At 69.6% G+C, this 22,234-nt stretch carries 21 protein-coding genes; 4 read left to right on the top strand and 17 right to left on the bottom strand.

The features are described 5' to 3' along the window. Positions 1-32 precede the first annotated feature (32 nt). Entirely contained in the window at positions 33-1,013 is a 981-nt protein-coding gene (locus tag HGG74_RS08595; RefSeq protein WP_168485937.1) for an MIP/aquaporin family protein, read from the bottom strand. A gap of 187 nt (positions 1,014-1,200) precedes the next feature. Here HGG74_RS08595 and HGG74_RS08590 point away from each other — a divergent pair, with 187 nt between their 5' ends. Further along, positions 1,201-2,283, top strand: coding sequence for an ADP-ribosylglycohydrolase family protein (locus tag HGG74_RS08590; RefSeq protein WP_312856791.1), 1,083 nt, complete (start codon positions 1,201-1,203; stop codon positions 2,281-2,283). 19 nt (positions 2,284-2,302) lie between these two features. On the opposite strand, the gene HGG74_RS08585 is transcribed toward HGG74_RS08590, so the two are convergent. Beyond that, positions 2,303-3,319, bottom strand: coding sequence for a 3'-5' exonuclease (locus HGG74_RS08585; protein ID WP_168485935.1), 1,017 nt, complete (start codon positions 3,317-3,319; stop codon positions 2,303-2,305). Positions 3,320-3,450: 131 nt separating this feature from the next. Here HGG74_RS08585 and HGG74_RS08580 point away from each other — a divergent pair, with 131 nt between their 5' ends. Continuing rightward, positions 3,451-4,050 carry an HAD family hydrolase gene (locus HGG74_RS08580; protein ID WP_168485934.1) on the top strand — a complete coding sequence of 200 codons (600 nt, stop codon included), beginning with the start codon at positions 3,451-3,453 and terminating at the stop codon, positions 4,048-4,050. Between the two features lie 14 nt (positions 4,051-4,064). On the opposite strand, the gene HGG74_RS08575 is transcribed toward HGG74_RS08580, so the two are convergent. The 7 genes from HGG74_RS08575 to clpS form a co-directional block, all read right to left on the bottom strand. Continuing rightward, on the bottom strand, positions 4,065-4,757 hold the full coding sequence (locus HGG74_RS08575) for a DedA family protein (RefSeq protein WP_205761636.1): 693 nt from the start codon (positions 4,755-4,757) through the stop codon (positions 4,065-4,067). An 86-nt stretch (positions 4,758-4,843) separates the two neighbouring features. Next, positions 4,844-5,470 (bottom strand): RdgB/HAM1 family non-canonical purine NTP pyrophosphatase, encoded by a 627-nt coding sequence (gene rdgB, locus HGG74_RS08570; RefSeq protein ID WP_312856790.1) that lies wholly within the window; start codon positions 5,468-5,470, stop codon positions 4,844-4,846. Further along, positions 5,463-6,278 (bottom strand): ribonuclease PH, encoded by an 816-nt coding sequence (rph, locus tag HGG74_RS08565; protein ID WP_205761612.1) that lies wholly within the window; start codon positions 6,276-6,278, stop codon positions 5,463-5,465. Before rph ends, rdgB begins: the two co-directional genes overlap by 8 nt. Before the next feature lie 17 nt (positions 6,279-6,295). Further along, positions 6,296-7,090, bottom strand: a complete 795-nt coding sequence (locus HGG74_RS08560) for an MBL fold metallo-hydrolase (RefSeq protein WP_168485932.1) — start codon at positions 7,088-7,090, stop codon at positions 6,296-6,298. Next, complete coding sequence (gene murI, locus HGG74_RS08555; RefSeq protein ID WP_168485931.1) at positions 7,087-8,070, bottom strand: glutamate racemase; 984 nt, start codon at positions 8,068-8,070, stop codon at positions 7,087-7,089. The genes HGG74_RS08560 and murI overlap by 4 nt, the downstream gene beginning before the upstream one ends. Before the next feature lie 72 nt (positions 8,071-8,142). Next, a complete protein-coding gene (locus tag HGG74_RS08550) occupies positions 8,143-8,718 on the bottom strand; it encodes a DUF2017 domain-containing protein (protein WP_168485930.1) in 576 nt (191 codons plus the stop codon). Positions 8,719-8,738: 20 nt separating this feature from the next. After that, the gene (gene clpS / locus HGG74_RS08545; RefSeq protein WP_168485929.1) at positions 8,739-9,098 is read right to left on the bottom strand and encodes an ATP-dependent Clp protease adapter ClpS; all 360 of its coding nucleotides are present in this window, start codon (positions 9,096-9,098) and stop codon (positions 8,739-8,741) included. Positions 9,099-9,219: 121 nt separating this feature from the next. Between clpS and HGG74_RS08540 the strand changes: the two genes are divergently transcribed. Then, entirely contained in the window at positions 9,220-10,551 is a 1,332-nt protein-coding gene (locus HGG74_RS08540; RefSeq protein ID WP_168485928.1) for a nicotinate phosphoribosyltransferase, read from the top strand. Continuing rightward, the gene (locus HGG74_RS08535) at positions 10,548-11,165 is read left to right on the top strand and encodes a nicotinamidase (RefSeq protein ID WP_168485927.1); all 618 of its coding nucleotides are present in this window, start codon (positions 10,548-10,550) and stop codon (positions 11,163-11,165) included. Before HGG74_RS08540 ends, HGG74_RS08535 begins: the two co-directional genes overlap by 4 nt. Before the next feature lie 84 nt (positions 11,166-11,249). On the opposite strand, the gene HGG74_RS08530 is transcribed toward HGG74_RS08535, so the two are convergent. From HGG74_RS08530 to HGG74_RS08495, 8 genes are all read right to left on the bottom strand, one after another. Further along, complete coding sequence (locus HGG74_RS08530; protein ID WP_168485926.1) at positions 11,250-13,031, bottom strand: DEAD/DEAH box helicase; 1,782 nt, start codon at positions 13,029-13,031, stop codon at positions 11,250-11,252. Continuing rightward, complete coding sequence (locus HGG74_RS08525; protein WP_168485925.1) at positions 13,028-14,461, bottom strand: MFS transporter; 1,434 nt, start codon at positions 14,459-14,461, stop codon at positions 13,028-13,030. The genes HGG74_RS08530 and HGG74_RS08525 overlap by 4 nt, the downstream gene beginning before the upstream one ends. A 117-nt stretch (positions 14,462-14,578) precedes the next feature. Further along, entirely contained in the window at positions 14,579-14,872 is a 294-nt protein-coding gene (locus tag HGG74_RS08520) for a DUF3039 domain-containing protein (RefSeq protein WP_246262762.1), read from the bottom strand. A gap of 77 nt (positions 14,873-14,949) precedes the next feature. Further along, the gene (nagB, locus tag HGG74_RS08515; RefSeq protein ID WP_168485923.1) at positions 14,950-15,732 is read right to left on the bottom strand and encodes a glucosamine-6-phosphate deaminase; all 783 of its coding nucleotides are present in this window, start codon (positions 15,730-15,732) and stop codon (positions 14,950-14,952) included. A gap of 38 nt (positions 15,733-15,770) precedes the next feature. Continuing rightward, entirely contained in the window at positions 15,771-17,342 is a 1,572-nt protein-coding gene (locus HGG74_RS08510) for a transporter (protein WP_168485922.1), read from the bottom strand. After that, positions 17,324-18,154, bottom strand: a complete 831-nt coding sequence (locus HGG74_RS08505) for an ABC transporter ATP-binding protein (RefSeq protein ID WP_168485921.1) — start codon at positions 18,152-18,154, stop codon at positions 17,324-17,326. The genes HGG74_RS08510 and HGG74_RS08505 overlap by 19 nt, the downstream gene beginning before the upstream one ends. A gap of 113 nt (positions 18,155-18,267) precedes the next feature. After that, on the bottom strand, positions 18,268-19,209 hold the full coding sequence (locus HGG74_RS08500) for a tetratricopeptide repeat protein (protein ID WP_168485920.1): 942 nt from the start codon (positions 19,207-19,209) through the stop codon (positions 18,268-18,270). An 85-nt stretch (positions 19,210-19,294) separates the two neighbouring features. Continuing rightward, positions 19,295-20,956 (bottom strand): DUF8094 domain-containing protein, encoded by a 1,662-nt coding sequence (locus HGG74_RS08495; RefSeq protein WP_168485919.1) that lies wholly within the window; start codon positions 20,954-20,956, stop codon positions 19,295-19,297. Positions 20,957-22,234: the final 1,278 nt, after the last annotated feature.

Raw genomic sequence — 22,234 nt, 5'->3', positions numbered from 1 at the left:
GCCTCGGCGCCGTCGGGCCGGGCCTGCCTTGCCTAGCGGGCGGCCGGGCCGCCCTCGTTCCGGGCCTGGCCCGGCCGGCCATCGAAGAAGTCCCGCGCCTCGGCGGCGCCGTCATCCTGCGGCTGTCCGGTCTTGCCGCCGGCCACGGTACCCTGGCCCTGGGCGGCCCCGGCGTCGGCAGCCTGCCTGCCCTTGCCGGTCCTGGCCTTGTCTGGCTTGTCCTTGCCGGCCTTGGTGCCGGCGCGCTGCGGCACGCTCTCGGCGCTGCGGTAGATCAGCCCGGCAATCACCGCGCCCAGCAGCGGGGCCACCCAGAACACCCACAGCTGTCCGGCAGCGGTGCCATCGCCGAAGTAGACGGTGGCGGTGGACCGGGCCGGGTTAAGGCCGGCGTTGGAGACCGGCAGCAGGAAAGCGGCCAGCACGGCCAGCACCAGGCCGACGGCGAACGGCGCGCTGCCGGGCCAGGCCCGGCGCGCCGTCGCACCCAGGTACACGGCGACCAGCAGTCCGGTGCACACCGCCTCGGCCAGGAAGACGCCCGCCAGGGAGAAACCGCTGCTGCCAGTGGCATCGAAACTGTTGGAAATGGCCGTGAAAAGGTTCTGCGACTCAGCGCCGGCCGGGTGGCTGCGGAGAATCACCCACAGGGTCAACGTGGCCAGCGACGCGCCGGCCACCTGCGCCACGATGTAAGGCAGGACCTGCTTCCAGGCGGTGCGGCCTGCCAGCGCGGTGCCCAGGGTGATGGCCGGATTGAAGTGGCCCCCGGAAACGTAGCCGAAGGCCAGCATGGCAGCGACCACGGCGAAGCCGAACCCGAAGGGCACCGCAAAGCCGCCCTGCGGATTGAACATCCCGATGCCCAGGGCGCCGCCGACGATCAGGAAGGACCCGGCCGCCTCGGCACCGATCCGGGCGGACAACGAGTGGCCCCCCGGCGCTCCCGGCGTCCGCTCCACGGCTGCGGCGGGCTCCCGCTCGACCCGGCCCTCGGGCTGTTCTGCTGACATGATCCGGTCATTCCTTCCGCTGCAGCCGGCAGGTGCCGGCCCTTTGCTCACAAACGTCTCCACCCTCGCACCGGATTCTGGGAGAAAGCTGGATGGTTCCTGTAGGCAGTGGCGGATCCCGTCCTCCCAACGCTCCCACCGCTCGCTCCGCTCGCGGCGGGTCCCTCGGCCGCTAGACTTGGTCAACGTGACAGAAGCAGCATCCGGTGCCCCCGTCCAGTCCGGCTCCCCCGGCTTTGCCTCCCGCGTCCGCGGCTGCCTGTCCGGCGGCGCACTCGGGGACCAGCTCGGCTATGCCGTCGAATACAGCAGCTGGCAGGAGATCGAGGCCCGGATTGGTGCCGGACTGCAGGACTTCGGCCAGCTGGACGGGCCGCGGCACTTCAGCGGCGTGACCCAGCTAACGCTGTACACCCTGGACGGGCTGACCGAAGCCCTGGAATGGGCCAACGCCGGGGTGGCGGCGGACGAAGCAGCCTGCCTCTGGCTGGCCTACCTGCGGTGGTACGCCACCCAGGACGGCCGCTTCCCGGACTCCGCCCCCGAACCTCAGCCGCGTTGGATCGACGGCCAGGCCGTGCTCCACCACCGGCGCTCCCCCGGCGAGACGTGCCTGTCCGCTCTGACGACCGGGGAAATGGGCACGCCGACCCGTCCCCTGAACCGCGAGGCCCGCGACGGCGGCGCGCTCGTCCGCTCGGCCCCGTTCGGCCTGCTCCCCTTCGTTTCGGCGGAAACTGTGTACAAGCTCACGGTCGACGGCGCTGCCATCACCCACGGACATCCTTCCGCCCAGCACAGTGCTGCCGCCTTCAGCGGCATCATCCGGATGATTGTCCAGGAGGACGCGGCCCTGCCGGACGCAGTCCGGGCCGCTGCGGCCAGGGCCGGGCGGGAAAGCGCCGCCACCGGCGTCGCCCCGGCCCTGCGCCGCGCCTTGGAGCTGGCCGCAGGAACCCAGCCGGAGCCTGCGGACACGCCGGGCAGCGGACACGCCGAGGAGGCGCTCGCCGCTGCCATCCGCGCCGTGCTGGCCACCGCCGGGGCGGCGACGCCGGAGGAGCACTGCCGGCGCGCCCTGGCCGCCGCCGTCGGCCGCAGGGCCGGCAGCGCTGCCATCGGCAGCATGGCCGGGCAGCTGCTGGGCGCTCTCTACGGCGAGTCCGCCCTGCCCGAGGCCTGGCTGCGGACCGCCGAGGCACCGGAACTTGTCCGGGAAATGGCGAACCGGTTCCTGGCCCTGACCCAGGCCCCCGAACAACCGGCGTAACCGGTCCGGCAGCCGGGGCTCAGGCCCCGGTCTCGGGCCAGCTGCCGCCAACCATCTGCAGGAATTCGCCCTCGGAAAGCACCTCGATCTGCTGGCCGCGGCTGTGCAGTTCGAGTACCTTCCGAGCCTTTGCCGTCAGCCGGCCGCTCTTCAGATCCGCTGCGGAAAATCCGTCCCCGACCACCAGTACGGTGGTCCTGCGGGTGACGCTGCTGGCCGGCTGGGCGCCCAGTTCTGCGGCACGGTTCTTCGCCTGCTGCCGCGGCATGCCCAGATTCCCGGTGAACACCACTGTCTGCCCGTACAGCGGGTGGGTCCGGTCCGCGGCCAGGTTGGCCGGCGGGTTGCTGCCTTCGTCCGGCCAGCCGGTCCAGCCGCCCGCCCAGCTTCCCCCGGTTCCGATGCCTGCCTGCTGCCGGTCCCGTTCTGCCAAGGTCGCCTTGGACAGCACGTCCCGGCCCGGTTCGTAGGCCTCCATCCGGGAAGCTGGCAGGTCCAGGACGGTGAACAGGTCAGCGATGCTGCCGGCACCATGCCTGCCGGCGATGTCGATCATGATGCCGGCGCAGGCACGGGCGTCTTCGACGGCGTCGTGGTGGTGCAGCAGCGGCACACCGGCGGCCTCGGCGACAAAGGGCAGCGAATAGGAGACCAGCGAGTAGCTGCGCCGGGACAGGATCACCGTGCAGGCATAGTCATAGGCCGGGCCGGCCAGCTCGGAAACTTCCAGGGCGGAACGGATTACGCCAAGGTCGAAGGCGGCATTGTGGGCCACCAGGAGGTCCGGACCGATGAAGTCCGCCATGTCCGCGAACAGGTCCCCGAAGCGCGGGCGGCCCGCGACCATCTCCTCGGTAATGCCGTGGATCCGCACATTGCGGGGATCGAAGCGGTCGTAGCCGGCCGGCGGGCGCATCAGCCAGGACGCCTCGGCCACGATCTTTCCGTCACGGACCTTGCTCAGGCCCACGGAGCAGGCGGAGCCCCGGAACCCGTTTGCTGTCTCGAAGTCAATGGCCGTGAACTCAATTCCCACCCATCAAGATTACCGTCTGCGGCCCCCTGCCGATGGCAAGGCACAGGCTGCGTCCGGCACCCCGGCAATCTTCACCGCAAATTTACCTGCTGCCACTATTGCGACCGGCACCGCGGCCGTACTCTGGACCAATGGAAGCTCCGCAGCAGCCCGGATGGTACCTGTTCGACTATGGGATGGTCATTTCCACCGCGCCTGAGGCGGAGGACTGGGAGGCCCTCGAAGAAGCGGCGGGGATCCCGCTGCGGCATTCCGGCAGCACCTACTGGATGCACCGGCTGGACTACGACGAGGGCAAGCTCGATCCGGTGCAGTACTGGTCGCTGGTGCTCGGCCGGGAGGTTGGGATCGGCCTGGCCAGCGAGCTGGACTCGCTGGACGCGATCCAGTGGTCGCACCTGAACCTGGATACCCTGGACGTGCTGGAAATGCTCCACTCCCGGGGGGCCCGCCTGGCGGTGCTGTCCAACATGCCGGCAGCCATGGCGGAGGAGTTCTCCACGGCGCCGTGGACAAAGTACTTCGCGGAGATGTTCTTCAGCTCCGGCATCGGCCTGACCAAACCCGAACCGGGAGTCTTCCGGCACGTGCTGGACACGCTGGCCACCGATCCGGCCGAGGTGGTGTTCATCGACGACCAGCACGCGAACGTGCATGCGGCCCGGACCCTGGGCATCAACGCCATCCACCACACGCCGGGCACGGACCTGCTGCGCGAACTGGGGCTATAAACCTTCCGGACGGGTCAGGACGGGGCCTTGTCGCGGCCCTTGGCCAGGCGCCTGACCACCCAGATGGTCACTGTCACGGCCACCGCTGCGATCACGATCTTCTGGAACACGTCCGCATAGCCCTCGACGAGGTGCCAGTTCTCCCCCAGGTAGAATCCGGCAAGCACGAAGACGGTGTTCCAGATAAGGCTGCCTGCGGTGGTCAGGAGCAGGAACTTCCACACGGCCATCCGCTCGATGCCGGCGGGGATGGAGATCAGCGAGCGGAAGACCGGGATCATCCGCCCGAAGAAGACGGCCTTGGCACCGTGGCGGTTGAACCAGGCTTCGGCCCGGTCCACGTCCGCCACATCCACCAGCGGGAGCTTCCAGGCGATGGTGCGCATCCGCTGGCGGCCGAGCAGGGCGCCGATCCCGTACAGCAGGAGGGCGCCGGCGACCGAACCCAGCGTGGTCCAGATCAGCGCCTCGGCCAGGCTGAAGTTTCCGCGGCTGGCGGTAAAGCCGGCCAGCGGCAGGATGAGCTCGCTCGGCAGCGGCGGAAAGAGGTTTTCGAGCGCAATGGCCAGGCCGGCGCCCGGGGCGCCGATGGCTTCCATAATGTCCACCGCCCAGCCGGCGACCCCGGTCAGGTGCGTGGCGGCGTCGGAAGTCTGGGCCGCTCCTGCGGCATGGTCTGCGGACATCAGGGCGGTCAGGTGCGTCATCATATTGCCACCAATTCTGCCCCATGCCCCGTGACATCACCCAACCGGCCGCGCGCCTCCGGGAGCCGTCCGGCCAAGCCCGCGGCTCAACGCGGCGCGTTCGCGAGGGCCTTGACGACATGCGGCAGCAGGGCGCGGAAGGCCTGTCCCCGATGGCTGATGGCGTTCTTTTCCTCGGGCGACAGCTCCGCGCAGCTGCGGTCCAGACCCGCCGGCTGCAGGATCGGGTCGTAGCCAAAGCCGCCGGTACCGCGCGGTTCGGTCAGCAGTGTGCCGGCCAGGCGGGCCTCGACCACCTCACCTATGCCGGCCGACACTACGCTGGCGGCGCAGACGAAGGCCGCCCTGCGGTGCTCGCGGCCGATGTCCGCCAGCTGGTCCAGCAGCAGGCGGAGGTTGGCGGCGTCATCGCCATGTTTCCCGCACCAACGCGCGGAGAAGATCCCGGGAGCACCGCCGAGCACGTCCACAGCCAGCCCCGAATCGTCCGCCACAGCGACCAGGCCGGTGGCCTCGGCCACCGCGCGCGCCTTCAGCAGCGAGTTCTCGGCGAACGTCACGCCGGTTTCCTTCACGTCCGGCACCCCGGCCGCAGCGGCGTCGATCACCTGTGTGTCGACGTCGAGGCCGGGCACCTGGCCGCGCAGCAGTTCGCGCAGTTCCCGAAGCTTGCCTTGGTTGCGGGTGGCCAGGACCAGCCGTGCCTCAGCCACCGATGACCTCCGCGGCAGTGTCCGCCAGGGTCTCGCGCTGGATCTGGGCCAGCTGCGCGGTCCCGGCCAGGGCCAGGTCCAGGAGGGCGTTGAGCTCATCGCGGTCGAACGGCGCGCCTTCGGCGGTGCCCTGGACCTCCACGAACTTGCCGGATCCGGTGACCACCACATTCATGTCGGTCTCGGCCCGGACATCCTCGACGTAGGGCAGGTCCAGCATCGGCACTCCGTCGATAATGCCCACGCTCACCGCCGCCACGGTGCCGGTCAGCGGTTTCGCCCCGCGCGCGATCAACCGGTTGTCCTTGGCCCAGCGCACGGCATCGGCCAGTGCCACGAAGGCACCGGTGATAGCGGCAGTCCGGGTGCCGCCGTCGGCCTGCAGCACATCGCAGTCGAGCACGATGGTGTTTTCGCCCAGGGCGCGGGTGTCGATCACCGAGCGCAGGGACCGCCCGATGAGCCTGGAGATCTCGTGGGTGCGCCCGCCGATGCGGCCCTTGACGGATTCGCGGTCCGAGCGGGTGTTCGTGGCCCGCGGCAGCATCGCGTATTCGGCGGTCACCCAGCCGCGGCCTTCGCCCTTGAGCCAGCGCGGGACGCCTTCGGTGACCGAGGCAGTGCACAGCACGCGGGTATTGCCGAACTCGATCAGCGCCGAGCCTTCGGCCTGGTTGGACCAGCCGCGGGTGATGCTGATCGGCCGCAGCTGCCCCGGAGTACGCCCGTCGGCACGGACGGCGCCGGACGCGGCGGTGGTTGCCTGGGCGGGACTGGGCACGATGCTGCCGGGGTCAACTGAAGTCATGCCTCCAGCTTATCGGCTCACACCGCGTAGCTGACGCCGGCGACGGCGACGGCGAGCTCCCCGGAGTAGGTTTCGCGGGCCTCGGCGACCGTGCGGATCGAATCGTTCCAGACCGGCAGGTGGGTCAGCAGCAGCCGGTGGACCTTGGCTTCGGTGGCGGCGGCCCCGGCGCGCTTGCCGGTCAGATGGACGCCCTCGATCGCGTCGTCGCGGCCCTCGTGGTAAGCGGCCTCGCACAGGAACATGTCGGCGTCGCGGGCCGCCTCGACCAGCTCCGGGCAGCTGTCGGTGTCCCCGGAATAGGTCAGCACGCGCGTGACCGGCCCGTCCGGTCCCGGCTCGGTGGCCTCCACCCGCATCGCATAGGCCTCGTCCACCGGGTGGCGAACGCTGTACGGGGTGATGTTGAACGGACCGAACTTGACCACCTCGCGCTCGGTCCAGTGATGGAATTCAAACTCGCTGTGCATGCCCGGGTCCGGATCCATACCGTAGGCGATGGCGACCCGGTCCGCGGTGTCGGCCGGACCCCAGACGGGGATCCGGCCCTTGGACCAGCCCTCCGGATGCCACCGCACGGCCACGTGCAGGCCGCACAGGTCCATGCAGTGGTCCGGATGCAGGTGGCTGAGGAAGACGGCGTCGATGTCCTCCAGGTCGAGGTAGCGCTGGGCCGTGCCCAGCGCCCCGTTGCCCAGGTCCAGCAGGATCCGCCAGATCCGTTCGCCGTCGCTGGCCGAAACCAGATAGCAGGAGGCCGGAGAGAGCGGACCGGGGAAAGAGCCGGTGCAGCCCACAATGGTCAGGTTCATGCCTGCATTCCCCCGCCCTGCGCGCCGGCCAGCGGTGCGGCAAAGTTCGATCGCCGGGGACGCTGCGCATCGGCCCGCGCGGCGGCAATCATTTCCGGCGTGATCCGGGCCATGCTGCCGGTCGGATACTGCGCGGCAACCCGGTCCACGTGTTCCACCCTGACCACCTCCGGTCCAAGGAAGCGCTGCGCCAGCACCTCGAACTGCGCCGCGTCCCCGGTGGCGACAAAGTGGTGCCGCGGGGCACCGCCGTCGGCACGCAGCAGGTCCTGCCGCAGCAGCGCGCGGTAGACGTCCTTGGCGGTCTCTTCGGCGCTGGAGACCAAGGTGACCTCATCCCCCATGACATACGAAATGACGCCGGTCAGCAACGGATAGTGGGTGCAGCCGAGCACCAGGGTGTCCACGCCCGCTTCCTTCAGCGGTACCAGATACTCCTCGGCGGTGGAGAGCAGCTCCTGCCCGGCGGTCACCCCGGCCTCAACGTATTCGACGAAGCGGGGGCAGGCCACGGAGGTGATCTGCAGGTGCGGGGCGGCGGCAAAGGTGTCCTCGTAGGCCCGCGACCCCACGGTGGCCGAGGTGCCGATGACGCCCACCCGGCCCGAGCGGGTGGAGGCGACGGCGCGCCGCACCGCCGGCTGGATCACCTCGATGACCGGGATGCCGTAGCGGGCGGTGTAGCGTTCGCGGGCATCACGCAGCACGGCCGCGGACGCCGAGTTGCAGGCGATGACCAGTGCCTTGACGCCCGAATCCACGAGTTCGTCCATGACGCCGAGCGCGTTGGCCCGCACCTCGGCGATCGGCAGCGGCCCATAGGGGCCGTTGGCGGTGTCGCCGACGTACAGTACAGCCTCATTGGGCAGCTGGTCGATCACGGCCCGGGCGACCGTCAGGCCGCCGACACCGGAGTCGAAGATGCCGATGGGGGCGGCAGGCTCGATGGCCGGGAATAGGGAACTGGCGTCCGAACTCATAATCTACTGAGGATAAGTCCTGCCCCGCGAATCATTGAACTTCTGCCCCGGCCATGTTAGCCATCTCACAACTTATTGGGACTCTGACGCATGCCCGAGCCCGTCCAGCAGCGCCTGCATCAGCGCCTCCTGCAACCAGGTCAGGAAGTTGTACACCAGCGCCAGATAGGTATCCACGTCCTCCGCCTGCGACCAGTCATCGATGTCGTGCAGCGCCTGCGCATCCTCGTCCGTCCTGATCTTCAGGCGGTCGGCGAGCACCAGGCGCACGTCGTTGACTGCCCGGGCAAAAAGCAGGGCCTGCTCCTCGCTCAGCTGCAGGTGGTTCCGTTCCAGCAGCAGGGAGCTGGCGCGCAGCGCCGCCAGCTTCTCTTCCCGCAGCGAGCGCTCGGTGAGCCGGCGGAACTCCAGGGCCCCGGCGTCGTCCTCCCGGACCGCGTCCGGCAGCAGGCGCAGCAGGGCGCTGTCCCGGGGCCGGGTGGCGTTCAGGTCCAGCCCCACCAGGGCAACCAGCGGATCCTCGCCGGCGGCATCCTCCGGTTCCAGCATGCCGATGATGTCCTGGAAAAGGCGGCGGATCAGATCGCGCTCGCTCGGCTCGAGGTAGCCGGTAATGCCTTTGCGGGTGTGCTTGAATGCCCTGGCCATCCGTGTCCTTTCCGAGGTCCCTATTCGGATTTCTGGTAAGTGGCCCAGAGCCCGTAGGAGTGCATGGCAACGGTATCCTGCTCGGCCTTTTCGCGGCTGCCGGTAGCGACCACCGATTTGCCCTGATGGTGGACCTCAAGCATCAGCTGGTTGGCCTTGGTTTCCGAGTAGCCGAAGTAGCTCTGGAACACGTAGCTGACATAGCTCATCAGGTTCACCGGATCGTTCCAGACGATGACCGCCCAAGGTACGTCGGCGGCGGTGGCTCCCTGGACCTCGGTTCCGGTCTCGGTCCCGGTGCCGGCCTCCAGCACGGTGGACAAAACGGGCGCGGGCACCGGAACGGACCCGGCGGGGGCCGGCAGGGTGGTCAGACTCATGAGTTCCATTCTAGGGATTGAGGCGCTCCCGTGGTTTCGCCGGCACCACGTGTCCGCTCCGGGGTCGTCCGGCGGCCCGGAGCGGTACTCGGAGGGCGAAGGGCGGACTACAGTTTGAAAGGTGACCGACGCTGCAGGCTGGAACCACCCCAGCACCTCCCTGTATACCGACCACTATGAGCTGACCATGCTCCAGGCCGCGCTGCATTCCGGTGCGGCCCACCGGCGCTCGGTGTTCGAGGCATTCGCCCGCCGGCTCCCGGAGGGGCGCCGCTACGGCATTGTGGCCGGCACCGGCAGGATCCTCGAAGGCATCCGGAACTTCACCTTCCGGGACGAGCAGCTGGACTTCCTGGCCCGCACCAAGGTGGTCAACCAGGCGACCGTGGATTATCTGGCCAACTTCCGCTTCACCGGGGATGTCTACGGCTATGCCGAGGGTGAGGCGTACTTCCCGTACTCGCCGGTGCTGATCGTGGAGTCCAGCTTTGCCGAGGCCTGCATCCTGGAGACCTTCATCCTCTCGGCACTGAACCACGATTGTGCCATCGCTTCCGCCGCATCCCGGATGTCCGGGGCCGCCGGCGGGCGCCCCTGCATTGAAATGGGCTCGCGCCGCACCCACGAAGAATCCGCCGTCGCCGCGGCCCGGGCGGCCATTATCGCCGGCTTCGACAGTACCTCGAACCTGGAGGCGGGCTTCCGCTACGGACTGACGACGGTGGGGACCGCGGCGCACTCGTTCACCCTGCTGCACGACGGCGAACGGGAGGCCTTCGAGGCCCAGCTGGCCTCGATGGGCGCCGGCACCACGCTGCTGGTGGATACCTACGACGTCGAAACCGCCGTACGCACGGCGGTGGAGCTGGCCGGCCCCGCCCTGGGCGGCGTCCGGCTGGATTCCGGGGACCTGGTCACCCAGGCCCAGTGGGTCCGCAAACTGCTGGACGACCTCGGCAACCACACCACGCGCATCACGGTGACCTCGGACCTGGACGAATACGCCATTGCGGCCCTGGCCTCGGCGCCGGTGGATTCCTACGGCGTCGGCACCGAACTGGTCACCGGCTCCGGGGCGCCGACCGCGAGCATGGTCTACAAGCTGGTCAGCCGCGAGAACAGCCAGGGCGTCCAGGAACCGGTGGCCAAGAAAGCCAAGGACAAGGTCTCGGTGGGCGGACGCAAGTACGCCCTGAGAAGGCTGGATGACGAGGGCACGGCCACGGCAGAGATCCTCGGCGTCGGCCACCGGCCGGCCGACGACGGCAACGACCGGCCGCTGCTGCAGCAGTTCATGAAGAACGGCGAACTGTTCGACGGCTGGACCGGGCCCGAAGGCGTCCGGCGCGGCATCGAGCGCCATGCGGCCTCCATGGCCGAACTGCCCGGCACGGTGTACCGCCTGCAGCGCGGCGAGCCGGCCATCCCCACAGTATTCGAGGAGCAGCCATGACCCGGGCACTGATCATCGTGGACGTGCAGAACGACTTCTGTGAAGGCGGCACGCTGGCGGTGCCCGGCGGTGCGCAGGTGGCCGCGGACATCAGCGAGCACTTGGAGAACCAGCCCGAGCGCTATGACTTCGTGGTGGCCACCCAGGACTGGCACATCGAGCCGGGAAGCCACTTCGCCGAGGAACCGGACTACGTGGACAGCTGGCCGAAACACTGTGTGGCCGGCACCAAGGGGGCCCTGCTGCATCCGGACCTGGACACGGACGCCATCGACGCCTATTTCCGCAAGGGGGCCTACGAGGCGGCGTATTCCGGCTTCGAAGCGGTGCTCGCGCCGGAGGACGAGGTGCCCACCGGCGAGCGGGACGAGGAGGTCGACGACGCCGACCTGGTCACGCTGGACGACTGGCTGCGGCAGAACGAGGTCGACGAGGTGGTAATCGCCGGGCTGGCCACCGACTACTGCGTCCGGGCCACAGCGCTGGATGCGGCGCAGGCCGGCTACACCACCTCGGTGATCCTGCCGCTGACCGCGGGAATCAACCAGGAGCGGATCGAGCAGACCCTCGCCGAGTTCGAGGACAACGGCATAGAAGTCCTCCGCACCGTCTGACCCCGCCGCCCCTTCCAAGAACCGGCCGGCAGTTGTCCAGCAACTGCCGGCCGGTTTTTGGAAGGGGCACGAGGGGCGGACGGGTTATTTGCGGCCGATGAACCAGTCCTGGAGCTTTTTCAGCCGCCGGCTCAGCTGCTCCTCGTTGGCCTGCGCAACAGCCGGACCGCCGCAGACGCGGCGCAGCTCGGCGTGGACGACGCCGTGCGGCATCCCGGAGCGCGCGGACCACGCCGAGACGTTCCTGGCCAGCTGGTTGCGCAGTTCGGTCAACTGGCGATGGTCCACGACCTCCACGGCCGGCTCCGGAGCAGCCGCGGCCCGGCCGCGCTTGCGGGACTGCTGTTCCTGCTGGCGCTGGCGCAGCAGCACGCCCACCTGGTCGGCGTCGAGCAGGCCCGGAATGCCGAGGAAGTCCAGCTCCTCCTCGGAGCCGACCTCGCCGCCGGTGCCAAACTCGCCGCCGTCGAACAGCACCCGGTCGAAGGCTGCCTGGGATTCCAGCGCCTCGTACTTGCCCTTGGTCAGCGAGTCGGAGGCCTTCTCCTCGCGGTTGGCCTCCTCCATCATCGCTTCTTCGGGAATGTAGTCCTCGCCGGTGTCCTTCTCCGGCCGGTCCAGCGCGTGGTCCCGCTCGACCTCCATCTGGCTGGCCAGGGCCATCAGGTTGGGCACCGACGGCAGGAAGACCGAGGCGGTCTCCCCACGCTTGCGGGCACGCACGAACCGGCCGATGGCCTGGGCGAAGAACAGCGGGGTCGCGGTCGAGGTCGCGTACACGCCCACGGCCAGGCGCGGCACATCCACGCCTTCGGAAACCATGCGCACGGCCACCATCCAGCGCGACTCCCCGGCAGAGAACTCCTCGATCTTCTGCGAGGCCCCGGCGTCGTCGGAGAGGATCACGGTGGCCGACTCGCCGGTGATCCGCTTCAGCTGCCCCGCATAGGCCCGGGCGTCGTCGTGGTCCGTGGCGATGACCAGGCCGCCGGCATCGGGTACCGAGCGGCGCACCTCGGTCAGGCGCTTGTCCGCCGCGGCCAGCACCGCCGGAATCCACTGCCCCTGCGGGTTCAGCGCCGTCCGCCAGGCCTGGGCGGTGACGTCCTTGGTCACCGCCGCCTCGCCCAGCGACGCCGCGATCTCATCCCCGGCGCTGGTGCGCCAGCGCATCTGCCCGGAGTAGGCCATGAAGATCACCGGGCGCACCACGTGGTCGCGCAGGGCGTTGCCGTAGCCGTAGGTGTAGTCGGCCCGGGAACGGCGGATGCCGTCCTTGTCCTCGACATAGTCCACGAACGGAATCGCGGCGGTGTCGGAGCGGAACGGGGTTCCGGTCAGCGCGAGCCGGCGCGCCGCCGGTTCGAAGGCCTCGCGGATGCCGTCGCCCCAGGAGAGCGCGTCGCCGCCGTGGTGGATCTCGTCCAGGATCACCAGGGTCCGGGCCGCCTCGGTCTTGGCCCGGTGCAGCATCGGCTTCATCGCCACCTGGGCGTAGGTGACGGCGACGCCGATGAAGTCCCGGCCGTGTGCGCCGTCGGAGTTCTTGAAGTTCGGATCGATCGCCAGGCCCACCCGGGCCGCGGCGTCCGCCCACTGGCGCTTGAGGTGGTCCGTGGGGGCGACGACGACGATCCGGTTGACGGTACCCCGGCCGACCAGCTCGGTGGCCACCCGGAGCGCGAAGGTTGTCTTACCGGCGCCCGGGGTCGCCACGGCCAGGAAGTCCTGCGGGGCCATGTCGAAGTACTTCTGGAGCGCCTCGGCCTGCCACTGGCGCAGTTTCGGCGCGGTGCCCCAGGCGGCACGTTCCGGATAGGCAGGCGGCAGGGCCGGTCCGGCGCCGAAGAGCGTGTCATTGCTCATACGCTCCTGATCTCCTCCTTGGTCGCAGCTGTGGCCCGGCGCGTTGAACTGCGCCAGCCAGTGTACAGGCCTGCGGCGGCGCAGGCCGCCAGCACAAGCCAGATCGCGGCAAAAACGCCGCTGTCCGCCGGGTTGCCGGGGCGGTGCAGCAGGGTGAACAGCCCACCGGCTCCGGCGGTGCCGACGACACCGCCGAGCTGGTCGGCCAACTGCAGCGAGGACGAATTCCGGCCCCGTTCGGCCGGCGCGGAAAGCTCCAGCACCAGTACCGAGGTGGTGGACAGGGCCATTCCCATGGACAGCCCGGCAAGGCCCCAGACCACCACCAGGACCCAGAACGGCACCTGCGGGCCGGCGGCCAGCGCCATTGCACCCAGGCACGCGCCCAGCAGGCCGGGCCCGAGGACAAGCAGCAGGTGCCGCCGCCGGCCTGCCTTGGCCTGGATGAACGAGCCGATGCTCCACCCCAAGGCGCCGGCGGTCAGCGCCAGCCCCGCCGTCGCCGGGTCAAGGCCGCGGGAGACCACCAGCATCAGCGGCACAAAGGCCTCGGCCCCGAAGAAGGCGACATTGAGGGCGCCGCGGGTCAGGACGACGCTGGGCAGTCCCCGCCGCAGCCGCAGCAGGCCGGCGGGCATCAGCCCGGGCAGCACGCACACCGCCAGGACCACTCCGGCTGCGGCCAGCAGGTAGAGCCCGGCGGCACGGCCTGCGGCGGCGTCCACGGCCTCGAAGCCGGCCCACTGGGCCAGGAAGACGCCGGCAGCCAGAACCAGCCCGCGCAGCGCCCGGCGGCGGCCGCCGCGCCGCCGGGGCCCGGACTCCGCCGCCTGCGGAGCACCCAGCCGGCGGATCCTTGGCCAGACGGCCAGCACGGAGGCCAGCACCAGCGGCGCAACCCCGTAGAACACCAGCCGCCAGGACACGTACTGGGTCACCAGCCCGGCCGCCAGGGGTCCCACCAGCGAGGGCACCACCCAGGCCGCTGCGATCCAGCCGAACACCACCGGCTGCAGCTTCTGCGGATAGGCCTGCCCGATGATCACATAGACGGCCACGATCATGAACCCGCCGCCGAGCCCGGCGACGGCGCGGCCGGCAGTGAAGATCCAGAATTCGCCGGCCAGGCCGGAGAGCACCAGTCCCGCCACGGTCAGGCCCAGCCCGGTCCCCACCGCGGGCCTGGGCCCGCGTGCATCGCACCACAGGCCGCCCAGGACCGACCCCAGCAGCGAAGCGGTCAGGAACATGGAGAACGCCAGCCCGTAGCCGGACTGGCCGTCCAGTTCGCGGGCCACTGCCGGCATCGCCGTGGCCACCGCCATCGCCTCGAACGCAGAGAAGGTGATGATGGCCAGGAGCCCGGCTGTCAGGGACCGGTAGGTGGCCGCCATCGCCCCGGATGCTGCGGAGGCGGGTGGCTCGGTCATGAGGAAATCGGGCTCGGCTTTCTCGCGGCGGGGCAGCGCAAGACAGACATCCCCGGGAGTCCGGGATGCTGCCGGCCCGGGGATGTCAGGACGGGAAGCGGCTCGGGCCGCCGGCGCTTATTCCTCGTTGCCGGGACGGAGGCCTTCGTAGATCTGCTTGCATTCGGGGCAGACCGGGAATTTCTTCGGATCCCGTCCGGGCACCCACACCTTGCCGCACAGTGCGATGACCGGTTCCCCGGAGAGGGCGGACTCCATGATCTTTTCCTTGCGCACGTAGTGCGCAAAGCGTTCGCGGTCCCCGGGTTCAAGCTCCTCGCGCAGTTCCTCGCGCTCGATGGTCGCTGTCGATCCGCCCGGCTCGGACGGCCGGCGCGGGTCGTTTTCGAAGGGGTCTGGGGGCAAACTCATGACAACCATCTTAGCCCGGAGGCCGGGTCCCGGGTCCGCCGGACACCCCGGCAGGCCCGCCCCGGGGAACGATTTGCTCACAACCCCTGCCAGGAGGGCTTGGTCTCATAGGTCTGCCGGTAGTAGTCCGCCAGGGCCAGCCCGGACGCGGCCGCCTCATCGAGCAGCACCGTGGCGTGCGGATGCAGCTGCAGGACCGAAGCCGGGCAGATGGCCGCCAGCGGCCCCTCGACCAGGTCGTGGACGGCCTGCGCCTTCTGTGCCCCGGTGGCCAGCAGGACCACGTGCCGGGCCTCGAGGATGGTCCCGAGTCCCTGCGTCACGACATGGTGGGGCACCTCCGGGAGTCCGGCGAAAAAGCGGGCGTTGTCCCGGCGTGTCTGCTCTGTCAGCGTCTTGATCCGCGTCCGGGACATCAGTGACGAGGCCGGCTCGTTGAAGCCGATATGGCCGTCGGTGCCCACGCCGAGCAGCTGGAGATCCACTCCCCCGCTGTCGTGGATGGCCTGCTCGAAGTCCCTGCAGGCTGCCGGCAGGTCCGCCGCGGTCCCGTCCGGAACCCGGATGCGGCCCGGATCAATACCCAGCGGCACGGCGAATTCGCGCCGGAGGACTTCGGCGTAGGACTGTGGATGGCCGGCGGGCAGCCCCACGTACTCGTCCAGCCCGAATCCCCGCACGCGGGCAAAGTCCAGTCCCTGCCCTGCACGCCGGCGGGCCAGTTCCCCGTAGACGGGCAGCGGCGACGATCCCGTGGCCAGTCCCAGGACGGCGTCGGGCGCGGCCCGCAGCAGGGCCTCGACGGCGTCGGCCGCCGCGGCGGCCACCTTGTCCTGGTCCGGCAGGATGACAACTTCCATGGCGGGTTCCTTCCATCCGGGTCCCGACTGCGGCCCGGCTACTTGTTCACGGACACCGCCTGCAGCAGCTCCGGGCCGCGGCGGTCGTACCACCGGCCGCCGATCCGGATGCCCGCCAGCAGCAGCGCCGAGCCCAGCACCAGCCCCGCGGCCAGCGCCAGCCAGCCGAACAGCGGCCGGCCGGTGAGCACCATGGCCAGCGTCAGCAGCCCCTCCGGCAGCACCAGCAGCATCAAGGCCCCCATCCCCAGGCCCTGCACCACCATCGTCCGGACCGCCGATCCCGGCGGGGTCTTGAACGGGCTTTCCCCCGGCAGCGGCACATTGTAGGTATAGCGCGCCGAGACCACGCTGGACAGACCCAGCCCGCTCAGCAGCGTGCCCAGGGACAGCCCCAGCAGTGCCGGCAGCAGGTGCCACCGGTCCATGGCGGCTACCGGGACGACGACGGCGAGCGCCGTCAGCGGGACGGCGAACACCGCGCAGGCCAGCGCCCGCCCGGCCCGGTCCGCCCGTCCGCTGACGCCGGCGGCCAGGTGCAGGGCGAAGGCGGTGTTGTCGTACGAGATGTCGGCGGAAATCGAGAAGGCCAGCAGGAAGGCGATGAGCGGGCCCAGCCACAGCATGGCGGTGAAGTCCCCGGCCTGGCTCGTGCCGAAGAACATCACCACCGGGATCAGCGGGACGACAATCAGCGAGGCGCCGTAGCGCGGATCCTTCAGCCAGTAGGTCAGGGCGCGGGCTGCGACCGCCCCGGAGGGGCTGGCCGGGAAGCGCGCAAACAGGCCCAGGCCGGCGGAGCTGCGGCCGGCGGCGGCAGTGTGCGCCGGGGTGGTGAGGGCACGGGCCAGGCTCAGCTTCCACAGCCACACGAGCCCGGCCAAGGCCAGCAGGCTGATGAGCAGCTTGGCGGCAGCGGCACCCCAGGCGCCCAGGGCCAGGTCCCCGGGCACGGACCAGACACTGCCCAGCGGCGTCCAGGACAGGACGCCGGCCAGCCCTGCCAGGAAGTCCTGAGAGCTGCGCAGGCCCTCCATGATGCCGGCAATGATCGGACCGAGCAGGACCAGCGGAACCATGGCAATCACGCCGCTGGCATCCTTGAACCGGCGCGAACTGGCCAGCGCGGTGCCTGCCGAGGTGGTCACCCGGGACAGGACGACGGCGGTGAGCACGGCCAGCACGGCACACGGGACGGCGGCCAGCATGGCCGCGGGGTGCTGCCACCACGCGGCTGCCTGGCCCAGGGACGCGAGCAGGGTCATGATGCCCGGAATACCCAGCACGCCGCCGGCCGCCAGTCCGGCCAGCAGCTGCGGCATCGGGATGGCGAAGGTCACGAACCGCGCCGGATCCAGCGTCATATCCACGCCCAAAGCCACCAGCGGGATCAGGGCCCAGCCCAGGAACGCTGCGGCCCCGCCCAGGACAACCACGGTGCGCGCGGTGGCCGGTTCGGTGTAACTGAGGTAGAACAGCCCGCCCAGCAGCAGTGCCAGCACGCCGAGGGCGTACAGGCCGCCGAGGGCCACCCCGACCAGCTGCCAAGGACTGCGCCGGAAGCTGTTGCGCAGCAGGGTGAGCTTGAGCCTTATGAGGTGCGCAACCACGTGAGCCCCTCAGCCCGGTTGCGCCCGCCCACCAAGGCCACGAAGCGGTCCTCGAGGCTGGCACCGCCGCACACCTCGTCCACGGTGCCCGCCGCCAGCACGTTGCCCTGGGCGATGACGGCCACGTGGTCGCACATCCGCTGCACCAGGTCCATGACATGGCTGGAGACGATCACCATTCCGCCCGAACGCACGTAGTCGTGCAGGATGTCACGGATATTGGCCGCGGACACCGGATCCACGGACTCGAACGGCTCGTCCAGGACCAGCAGCCGCGGGGCGTGGATCAGCGCCGAGGCCAGGGCGATTTTCTTGGTCATGCCGGCGGAGTAGTCCACCACCAGCGTGCCGGCGTCCCCGGCCAGGTCCAGGGCCGTGAGCAGGTCGGCCACCCGCGCCGCCACCGTCTGCCGGTCCATGCCGCGCAGCAGTCCCGCATAGGTGACCAGCTGCTCGCCGGTCAGCCGGTCGAACAGCCGCACGCCGTCGGGCAGGATGCCCATCAGCCGCTTGGCCTGCAGCGGATGTCCCCAGACGTCCACGCCGTGCACCCGGACCTGTCCGCGGTCCGGGCGCAACAGGCCGGTCGCCATGGAGAGCGTAGTGGTCTTGCCGGCCCCGTTCGGGCCCACCAGACCGTAGAACGAGCCGGCCGGAACATCGAGGTTGATGCCGTTGACGGCGGTCTTGGCGCCGAAGCTCTTGGCCAGGCCGCGGATGGCCAGGGCCTGCCCGTCCGGTGTCCCGGCAGACGGGAGCGGAGCTTGGAAGGCCGCCTGGTCCGGAAGGTTTTCAGGTTCGGACGATGTCATACCGCCACGGTAGCAACGCCGGTGCGTCCGGAAGGTCATCCAAAGGGAGTAAAACCGTTCGGCAGTTGCCCCGCCCTTCGCTTCGCTCAGGACGGGGACCCCTGCTGCCTGACTTAGAACAGGGCGCGGGCCAGGGCTTGGCGGGCCTTGGCGACCCGGGGATCCGAGACACCGACGACGTCGAACAGCTCGACCAGGCGGGCACGCGCGGCCTCGCGCTCGTCACCGGTGCTGCGGCTGACGAAGCGGACCAGCCGGGCAAAGGCGTCCTCGACGTGCCCGCCGCTGACGTCCAGGTCCGCGACCGCGAGCTGAGCTGCCAGATCCTCCGGCCGCTCGGCAGCGGCGGTGCGGATGGCCTGGGGGTCGGCCGATTCCAGCCGCTGCATCAGCTCCACCTGGGCCAGACCCGTCTTGGCATCGGTGTCCCCGGGCTGTTCGGCCAGCGCCTTCCGGTACGCCGCAGCGGCGGCTGCGTAGTCCCCTGCCTCGATCGCGTCGAATGCCTCCTGGTGCAGCGGCGGCAGCGGAGGCTCCTCGGCGGCTTCCTGGTCCCCACCCGGAGCGCGTCCGGTCACGCCGTTGGCCTGGGCCACCTTGAGCAGTTCGTTGACGAAGGAGCGCAGCTCGTCCTCCGTGGCCAGTCCCTGGAAGAGCGGGATGGGCTGGCCCTTCAGCAGGGCAACGGCGGCCGGCACGCTCTGCAGCTGGAAGGCCTGGGCGATGCCGGGGCTGGCGTCCACGTCAATGCGCGCCAGCACAAAGCGGCCGGCGAATTCGCGGGCCACTGTTTCCATCGCCGAAGCCAGCTGGGAGGCGATGTCGCTCCAGCCGGCGGTGAGCTCCACGATCACGGGCACCTGGCCCGACAGCTGGATCAGTGCGGGGAAGCTCTCCTGGTTGGCCTCCACGATGTAGCTTGCGGGGGCTCCGCCTTCCGTGCCGCCGGCAGCCGGGGCCTGCGGCCGGGACTGCTTCAGCGCTGACAGATCAACGGCTCCGCGCAGGCTGGCGGAGAGCGGCGCAGGGCCCTGCCCTGGGGTAGGAGTGGTCATGGCAACACCCTAATACGTGCAGGCGGACCTGCGGTGGCGGACGGGTCAAGTTACGCCGGCGGCCCTGGCGGAAGGGCCCGCCGGCCTACTTCAGCTTGGCAGCTACCAGGTCCTGGGCGACACCGATCAAGGACACCTTGTCCTTGGAGCCGGCCGGCGGCACCTTCACGAACACGGTTTCGGCATAGGTGACATCCACGCCCTTGGTGGTCGATTCCGCCCCGGCCAAGGCGGCGAACTCGGGCGAGAGCTCCACCCGGGCACCGGCCTCGCTAGGCAGGCTGCGCATCAGGTTGTGCAGGTAGCCGAAGACCACCGCACCGCCGTCGGCCGTGCGCAGGGAGCGGACCGAATCGGCGACGGTGGAGCGGCTGAAGGTGATCTTCGCGTTCCTGTTCGAGGATTGCTGGTCCTTCTGGAAGGCATGGATCTGGTCCGCAAAGGTGTTCTTGGCCACGGCCTTGGCGTTCTTGCCCTCCGTGAGGTAGCCGGACAGCAGTGCCAGGGCATCGTTGGGCGAGTACGCCAGTCCGTCCTTGTCCTTGAGCGCGACGGCGGTGGTTCCGCCTTCCTCCGTGGAGACCTGCGGGAACTTGGTGCCCGGCAGCATCTGCATTGCCCCGACCATCTTGTAGTTTTCCCTGGCGTTGGCCTGCGAGAGCACGATGACCTGGGGCACCGGGTTGCTCTTGCCCTTGGTAACCGCCACGGCGGTCCTGGGCCACTCGGACGTGGAGCTGATCATCGAGGTCAGCACGGGTCCGGCCGAGACCGGCACCGGGGGCTGGACGTCGCCCTTGCCGGCGCGGACCCGGTAGTTTGCCGACCGCATGGTCAGCGCCGCTCCGGTGACGCGGTCCTTAAGTTTGTCCGGATCCTTCGCCGAGTCCCCGGCGGCGACGGCGGCTCCCACCGATTCCATGATCCGGGTCAGCTGCCCCGGCAGCAGGACGGGATGGGCTTCCCCGGCCGCCGGAGCCGCCTGTGCCGGCAGGACGGATCCGGCAGCCAAGGCCAAGGCGGCCAGCACTGCCACCGTTCCCGCGGCGAACCGGGTGCGGCCGGCTTCCTGGTCCGGAACCCAACCTGCCGGACGCTCGGGTTCGCGGGCCGCGCGCCGTCCGCCGGGCCGTGGCGCCGCAGGCGGGGCCGGCGGAGCGGCGCGGCGTCCGGAGACCAGGGCCAGAGCCACACCGAGTACCGCGGCCAAGGCACCAATGATGATCAGGACCAGGGCACCGGGGGTCGAGGTGTCGTTCGGCCAGCTAACGGTGACGTTGGTGGGGGCCGGCTTGGTCCCGTCGGCTGCCAGCAGAATGGACCACTCGCCCGGAGCCGGATCGGCCCAGCGGTATTCGATCCCGGAGGCGGCGGTTTCCTCGCTGACCCAGAGGTCGGAGCCGGACGGGTTCGGCGCCTGGGCCTCGCCATCGGTCAGGGTGCCCTGCAGGGCGCCGTCGGCCTCGCCGGTAATCGTGGTGTGCGCGGCCGGACCCACCCAGGCCTTGACGTCCTCGCTGCGGCCCACGGCGAGCAGGAATTCGCCGTCGGCCTGCACCTTGATGTCAACGCGTTCCGGGCTCAGCCCGAGCACGGCCGGCTCGATCACTGTCAGGGGCGCCGGGCCGGCAGCGGAGTAGCTGGCGGATACCGTCTCCGGCGGAGCCCAGATGGTCTTCAGGCCAATGCCCCCGATCACGGCCAGCAGACCCGCCACGATGAGGCCAACAGCTATCTTCAGTCGCACGGAAATACCTATCATTTGTTGCTTAAGTGATTGCCCAGAATGCTCAAGCCGTCACACGCAGATGCCTGAGCCACCGCCGTTACCGACCGGACATGGTAACCCTATGTTACAGGGTTGTTATATGCCGTTGCTTGGAAGCAGGGCCTTCCAGCGGCGCTGCCGGACGCAGATTCGACGCTTATTTACCGGGCATCCGGGGATGAAAAAGGCCGCCCTCCGGGAGTCTTGGAGAGCGGCCTAAATCACGTTCAGGAACGCGAGCAAAGCCTTATGCGCTTCCACATCTCCTCAAGCCCGGCGATCAGGCTCCGGGAGTGGTCCCCCTCGAGGCTGCTGCCCCTTTCAACTTCCAGCACGACGCCGGCCCAGTCTGTCCACGAGGGCTGCGGTTCATGACTGGCCGCCCCTTGGGCCCCGCCAGAGGGCGGGGTTGCCGGAATCCTGCGCGAACGGCGGCGGATTTTCGGTCTCGGGACTGATCAATGGGTTACCCTTCCGTGCCACTTCCCCCGGCGCTGAGTCTTTGACATGGGGCCGGCACCTTGGTTGAGTACGGTTTCGAACCCTTCTCTTATTCCGGGGCGGAAGGGGTCGCAGAGTGCGGCGATGAACACGGCCGAGGGGTGTGCCGCCGTGGTCCACGCGGCGGAGGATTGTCCGGTCGACGCCCACGAGACGCGCCTGTTGTTCTTCGCCGGGGATTCCGCGAAGGCCTCCTAGTCCTTGCAGGAGTCCGGGTTCGATCCTGAGTTGCTTTGGCATAAGTCCTCCCCCATAGCTGATGACATGGCGAACATGCCCACAGAGGACTAAGCCGCGCAAGCGTTCGGCAGCCTCTCCCCGGGCCGCTGCAACTGTCCGGGTGCTGTACCAGGCATCCCTGCGCCGGCCATTTCTTCACCGAAGCCTTAAGCCACGTGGTTCGCATCGGGGTTAGACCTGCGCCATCGGTGTGAACGTCCCTTCAACGCCGCGTGCAGCGCAGGGGTGGCTCCGTGTGGGGCCGCCCCTGCTGGTTGTCCGCCGTATGAACCTTGCCAATTAGGCTCTCTGCCCGTCTGCCTTCCGTTTCAAAATAACTGCAGGCCCTGGTGAAGCTCCTGCAGCACGAGGAGCTCACACGTCCGCTCCTGCTAGAGGGATGCGTACAGCTTGCCGGTGGTGGTCAGCCAGCCGCGCGAGTCAAAGAGGGCCGAGTTGCCCATGATGGGGTCGGTGACGGCCCGGGTCTTCCAGGCGAAGCGCTCGACGTAGGGCATTGCCCGCATGCCGGCGACG

The organism is Arthrobacter mobilis (genome assembly GCF_012395835.1).
Lineage (GTDB): Bacteria > Actinomycetota > Actinomycetes > Actinomycetales > Micrococcaceae > Crystallibacter > Crystallibacter mobilis.
This window is presented reverse-complemented; position numbering and strand designations above follow the sequence as displayed.

What these genes read in the sequence shown, in the direction of transcription:
- HGG74_RS08505 (WP_168485921.1), bottom strand. Translation starts at nt 18,154, where the DNA reads ATGACATCGTCCGAACCTGAAAACCTTCCGGACCAGGCGGCCTTCCAA.
- HGG74_RS08500 (WP_168485920.1), bottom strand. Translation starts at nt 19,209, where the DNA reads ATGACCACTCCTACCCCAGGGCAGGGCCCTGCGCCGCTCTCCGCCAGC.
- HGG74_RS08550 (WP_168485930.1), bottom strand. Translation starts at nt 8,718, where the DNA reads ATGGCCAGGGCATTCAAGCACACCCGCAAAGGCATTACCGGCTACCTC.
- HGG74_RS08575 (WP_205761636.1), bottom strand. Translation starts at nt 4,757, where the DNA reads ATGACGCACCTGACCGCCCTGATGTCCGCAGACCATGCCGCAGGAGCG.
- HGG74_RS08595 (WP_168485937.1), bottom strand. Translation starts at nt 1,013, where the DNA reads ATGTCAGCAGAACAGCCCGAGGGCCGGGTCGAGCGGGAGCCCGCCGCA.
- HGG74_RS08520 (WP_246262762.1), bottom strand. Translation starts at nt 14,872, where the DNA reads ATGAGTTTGCCCCCAGACCCCTTCGAAAACGACCCGCGCCGGCCGTCC.
- HGG74_RS08580 (WP_168485934.1), top strand. Translation starts at nt 3,451, where the DNA reads ATGGAAGCTCCGCAGCAGCCCGGATGGTACCTGTTCGACTATGGGATG.
- rph (WP_205761612.1), bottom strand. Translation starts at nt 6,278, where the DNA reads ATGACTTCAGTTGACCCCGGCAGCATCGTGCCCAGTCCCGCCCAGGCA.
- HGG74_RS08535 (WP_168485927.1), top strand. Translation starts at nt 10,548, where the DNA reads ATGACCCGGGCACTGATCATCGTGGACGTGCAGAACGACTTCTGTGAA.
- HGG74_RS08560 (WP_168485932.1), bottom strand. Translation starts at nt 7,090, where the DNA reads ATGAACCTGACCATTGTGGGCTGCACCGGCTCTTTCCCCGGTCCGCTC.
- clpS (WP_168485929.1), bottom strand. Translation starts at nt 9,098, where the DNA reads ATGAGTCTGACCACCCTGCCGGCCCCCGCCGGGTCCGTTCCGGTGCCC.
- nagB (WP_168485923.1), bottom strand. Translation starts at nt 15,732, where the DNA reads ATGGAAGTTGTCATCCTGCCGGACCAGGACAAGGTGGCCGCCGCGGCG.
- HGG74_RS08530 (WP_168485926.1), bottom strand. Translation starts at nt 13,031, where the DNA reads ATGAGCAATGACACGCTCTTCGGCGCCGGACCGGCCCTGCCGCCTGCC.
- murI (WP_168485931.1), bottom strand. Translation starts at nt 8,070, where the DNA reads ATGAGTTCGGACGCCAGTTCCCTATTCCCGGCCATCGAGCCTGCCGCC.
- HGG74_RS08525 (WP_168485925.1), bottom strand. Translation starts at nt 14,461, where the DNA reads ATGACCGAGCCACCCGCCTCCGCAGCATCCGGGGCGATGGCGGCCACC.